Consider the following 4,789-nt stretch of genomic DNA (forward strand, 5'->3'; position numbering starts at 1 on the left):
TTGCCTGATAATTTACTTTTCTGCGGTTAATTAATTTTGATGATTTTAGATAACGATATTTTATTGGTTAGATCTGCCTATTTTGATATTCGGCAAATAAACGCGCTTTTAGACCGACGTTAACAATTGCTTTGGTTTTTCAATATTGTCTTTAACAGCTTGTTTCAGCGGTGGCAAAACACCTTTTTCTCTTAGGTTTTCTTCCAAAAGAGCAAGGGCTTTTTTCAGAGCAGGGTTCTGAGTAAGCGCAGATTTCCCACAGCCAACAGCCTTGGCTACTTCACCTCGGTTTAACTGCCCCCTAACAATTATTTGTTGGAAATCATCATGTGTTTGGGTTGCTTGCCATACTTGGAAAGCTTCGAGATTTTGGAGTGCTTTTTGTTGTCCGTTTGACACTATTAAATACTCTCAGTTATTTATTATTACTAAATAAGAACCTAGTTTGATGCTTAATGTTATACAGAACATAAAAGCATATTTTCAATATTGGAGGTACTGTTAACCTTTTATGTATATTTAGTTATCCATTTCATCAAGCTTCTCTTGAACTGATTTTTTAGGAGAAACAAGCAGCTCGTGAACAGAACCTTGTTGTGCAGAATATACTAATCTTGCCATATCAATGTAATATTCATATGTGGTTTCCAGATCTTCGTGACCCATGTTGTTTTTTAATGCATCAGCGAAAGCAAGGTAAAGAAACTCTGAAGATTCAGTAAGAAGTTTTTCTTTAAAAAACTCAATAACGAACATTGTTGGCCACCAATGTCTAGCTTCATAAAAAGTGATTTTCTCCCTAAATTCAGGATAATTTTGCATAGCTTTTAATTTAGCATCATTTGAGCGACTAGATATTTTACCTGAAGTAACTGGGCTCCCAGATTTGGTTAAAAATAATACTGAAGGAGGGCAGTCAACACCGAACTTTTTTTTATATTTTTTCTTTCGCTCAACATAGTGTTTCTTAATATATTGTTCATCTAGTTCTTTAAGATCTTTTATATTTACTTTAATGACTCGCTGTTTTTTTCCTTTCCCTATTAATTCGTAATCGACAGTCGCGTTATCTTTATCCATTTCAGAATAAGGAATGATTTGTTTGTTTTTACCATTCCCAATATAAGGAAACTGAACTAATTCCATAGGTCGCATTCCTGTGCCTAATGACAGCTTTAATAACGCTGAATAGACCGGGTCAGAATAAGCATTTAGTAGAGCTTTTATTTCCTGATTAGTAATTAGAGACTTTGAAGAACTTTGTCTTCTTTCCTTATCCAGAACTTGAATGTTTTTACTATCAATAGCTGTTTTTGCACTTTTTTGGATATAATTCAACATTCTTTTGCTTTTGAAATTTGCAATCCAATCTTTATGATGTATCGATACATTGGTGATGTATCCAACACCAAGCAACCATTTAAAAAAATTTAAGAGGACTCTAGCTTCTTCAAAAATGGTTTCTGACGTAGGTTTTACCGATTGCTTTTCAACTCGCTTTGTCTGGCGATCAATTTGCCACCTCCTTATGTCACGGTTATCAGCAATTACATGATATTTACTTATGTCAATTTTTAGAAATTTATCTTGCGTGGATAAATACGAATAAAACTTTGATATGATGGCTGCGTAGCGTTTAGATGTGTTAAGAGAGTCATTTGTTTCATGATAAAGAAACAGGTTAGGGTGGCTCAACAACATTTCTTTGCCACTAGCATTGACTGTTTTTAAAATATAATGTTCAGCAATCCCAAGACTATCAATGCTTTTATATTTGATGGGTAACGTCTTGATTTCAATCATTAGTCACCCTGTCTAATCTTAAACTGACATACATGCTCAAAACCATCCTTTATAGAGGGTAAAAATGATTTATCTGCTGCCTGTAGTTCCGTTTCTGGGACATTTCTGAAGTAAAAATTACGCTGTGACTTAGTAACAGTATCTGAAGCAGAGTAAGGAATGTATATCTTTAATGCTCCCTGTTTATTGAACTTGTTTAAAGTTAACTTTAATTCGGATCTTGAATGCACAGGAAGTCTTACAAATAAGTGCAAATCTTCAGAATTAAAAGCATATCTTTCAACAAATTTATTAAAACTACTTAAATACCTTTCCATAAACAGCACAACGATTGTTTTATCATTTATTAAGAGTTTATTTGTCATCGATATTAAATTATCAATTGCCACTTCCTTTTCGTCTTCGAAAACATCAATATCTTGGGTAGCTGAAAAGTTTTTAAATAGTAACTCAAAATCTACATCGATTACTTGAAAATTATCATTAAGAGGAGTTGTAGAAGACTTTAAATTGTTATCAATATACTGCTTACTAAGTTCCACTTCTAAACGATTTATTTTTTCCTTGAGCTTATCTGAATGTAAACTTTGCTTTTGCAATTGTAGTCTGACATTGTCTGCATCATGCACTGAAAGATCATTATTCATCAATGAAGTTGTCATACTATTTTTGACTTTACTTAAGTCTATTTCATGACTTTTGACTATATCTTCGAGTTCATCCTGTAACTCTTTAATTTTTGATTGGTATTTACAAAGCAATTGATTAGAGGAAATATCGCTTTGATTCATGACTAGCTCATTAATAGGCTTTTCGCCTTTCATATATGGCTTAAGGTCTGAGTAGTAACGATTAAATGACTGTCTAGATATACCTACAGCTTCACATATATCTTGTATCTTTAGCTTTGTATTAAAATTTTCAACAATTTCTTTAGCGATAACTTTAATGAGTTTAGATCTTGTTATTGCTGAGCTCATACTAATAGCTCCCTAACATCAATAGCTTCTTGGATTTTTAATTTGTTCTTATCGAGGGCTTCAATATGTTTCTCAGCTGCTGATAGTTTTTTTCGCAACCTAGCCTTAGCTTTAACGCCAACACCATCTGTTGATTCTAAAATAGATTGATAGAACTCAATATTGCCAGATATTGCTTGTTTGGCTTTTTCAACGACAACACAATGTTTACACTCCAATTGACAGTTACTAATATCAGGACTCAAAGGGAGGCTTAAGTTTTTATTTTCGGCCAAGCATGGTGTAAGGTTATCAATAGTTATTTCCTCGCTATGAATACAATACATGCCAATTGCTGTTCTATGAATGAAAAGCATCTCTCCACTAGATAGTAAGTGGGATATATAATTCATGAGTTGCAGTTTAAGCTGTTTACCTGCAAATTTTTCTGGTGCTTTTATTATGGCACTCGCAATTCGTTCAGCTGGTTTTCCAGAATATGATTGGTCTCTTATATTTGTCACTACCTCATGAAAGTCTTCGGTAAAATTTACTTCAATAGCTTCTGCAACCGCCTTAACCATAAAAGGGTTTCTAGCAATATATCTTAGTGTCATTTCATAGCTTTCATGTCCGAACAGCATCCGAATTAAATCAATATTTTTTTCATTTCGATTTATTAATATCTCAGCTGAGGTTTTTCTAAATCTATGACTATGTGGCCTTTCAACACCAGTAAACTTTCTGATCTCAGCTGTTATCAGTCTAATATTTCCTGCTGTAAAGTTATTTACTTCTTTTCTACTTTTATTTGACTGAAACAAATAACCTTGCTTCTCAAAATCAGAAAGGCTTTTAAGGTGTTTAAAAAGGTCTACACATTCACCGATAAAAAAAGGAACGGGCATAACTTCAGTTTCACCATGATAATTAGTATCAGATGTCGTTTTAAATCTTGTTATATTTATCCAATATTCTTCATTATTATCTTTGAAAATGTCATCTAGCATTAGTTGTCTCATTTCTCTTGATCGCATTCCAAGAAGCAAGCCAATGAATATGAATAACGAGTTTCTGATATGATCTAGCGCTATAGCGTAACTATTTTTCCAATTGTATTGATGAGTTTTATAGCCGTTTTTTTCTTGTGGCTTAAGACTAGAGAATGAGCTGGACATCACACAAACTTCATCAATGAAAATATTTGTCATATTTTCAAATTCTTCATTTGCTCCTTTTGTGCTAAAAGGAGAACCTTTTGTTTTAACTAACTTCAAACTATCAATATAATCACGCATATCTATTAGTTTGGGCAGAGCTTTTTCTAGCCAAAACAAGGAATAGTTAATTAATTTAGCTAGGTCTCGTTCTGAAAATGGTATCCAAGTTGAAACAGTCCCCTGAAAATGTTTGACAACATCTTTATGCCTTCTTTTATTATCGACGCTAACGTAATCAATGTTTATTTTATACTTTTCTGGGATCATTCCTTCTGAGGATAAAGAAAACCATAGGCGAATTATACGAAAGAGAGAGTGATAATGCCTTGGAGAATCTTTATTTGCTTTAGCTCTATCTAAAGCGTCATTTAACATTGCTGGAGTGATGCAACTTATATCTGTAGGATCATTTGCTAATAAATGATTATCTTTAAAAACGTATGATATGAATGTGTTAAATAACGATGAGTAGCCCTTTGATGTATTATAACTTTTGATATTCCCAAATGCGCAAAAATCGGGAATTGAGTAGTATAATAAAGCTCGTTTTAAACCATTAAATTCTTCTTCCTCTTTATAAAAATATATTTTTATAGGGTTCTGACCAGTGATCTCTTCCAAAAACCACTCATCTTGGCTGTAAGTTGAATAATCAGAAACTGGAAAACTGCCTTCAGGATGTGAGCTTACGGCGGGATAGTGTGACATGGCAAGTTGAGTTATTTAGAATGGCGCTAACCCAGTCTATGACTGAGTTATCTCTTGATTTTGTTGGTAGTTCCAAGGGAGGTAATGCTCAGGATTTTC

At 33.3% G+C, this 4,789-nt stretch carries 4 protein-coding genes; all 4 read right to left on the bottom strand.

Translation table 11 applies throughout. The annotated features are described in order from the left end of the window. Positions 1-108: 108 nt before the first annotated feature. Positions 109-399 carry a VPA1267 family protein gene (locus tag ND16A_RS05265; protein ID WP_033078452.1) on the bottom strand — a complete coding sequence of 97 codons (291 nt, stop codon included), beginning with the start codon at positions 397-399 and terminating at the stop codon, positions 109-111. A gap of 120 nt (positions 400-519) precedes the next feature. Further along, the gene (locus ND16A_RS05260; RefSeq protein ID WP_033078449.1) at positions 520-1,803 is read right to left on the bottom strand and encodes a tyrosine-type recombinase/integrase; all 1,284 of its coding nucleotides are present in this window, start codon (positions 1,801-1,803) and stop codon (positions 520-522) included. After that, positions 1,803-2,783 (bottom strand): hypothetical protein, encoded by a 981-nt coding sequence (locus ND16A_RS05255; RefSeq protein ID WP_033078450.1) that lies wholly within the window; start codon positions 2,781-2,783, stop codon positions 1,803-1,805. The genes ND16A_RS05260 and ND16A_RS05255 overlap by 1 nt, the downstream gene beginning before the upstream one ends. Next, the gene (locus ND16A_RS05250) at positions 2,780-4,603 is read right to left on the bottom strand and encodes a tyrosine-type recombinase/integrase (protein ID WP_160173532.1); all 1,824 of its coding nucleotides are present in this window, start codon (positions 4,601-4,603) and stop codon (positions 2,780-2,782) included. The genes ND16A_RS05255 and ND16A_RS05250 overlap by 4 nt, the downstream gene beginning before the upstream one ends. Positions 4,604-4,789: the final 186 nt, after the last annotated feature.

This window comes from Thalassotalea sp. ND16A (genome assembly GCF_000764205.1).
Taxonomy (GTDB): Bacteria; Pseudomonadota; Gammaproteobacteria; order Enterobacterales; family Alteromonadaceae; genus Thalassotalea_A.

Excerpts from the sequence above, each read along its gene's own strand:
- ND16A_RS05260 (WP_033078449.1), bottom strand. The coding sequence starts at position 1,803 with ATGATTGAAATCAAGACGTTACCCATCAAATATAAAAGCATTGATAGT.
- ND16A_RS05255 (WP_033078450.1), bottom strand. The coding sequence starts at position 2,783 with ATGAGCTCAGCAATAACAAGATCTAAACTCATTAAAGTTATCGCTAAA.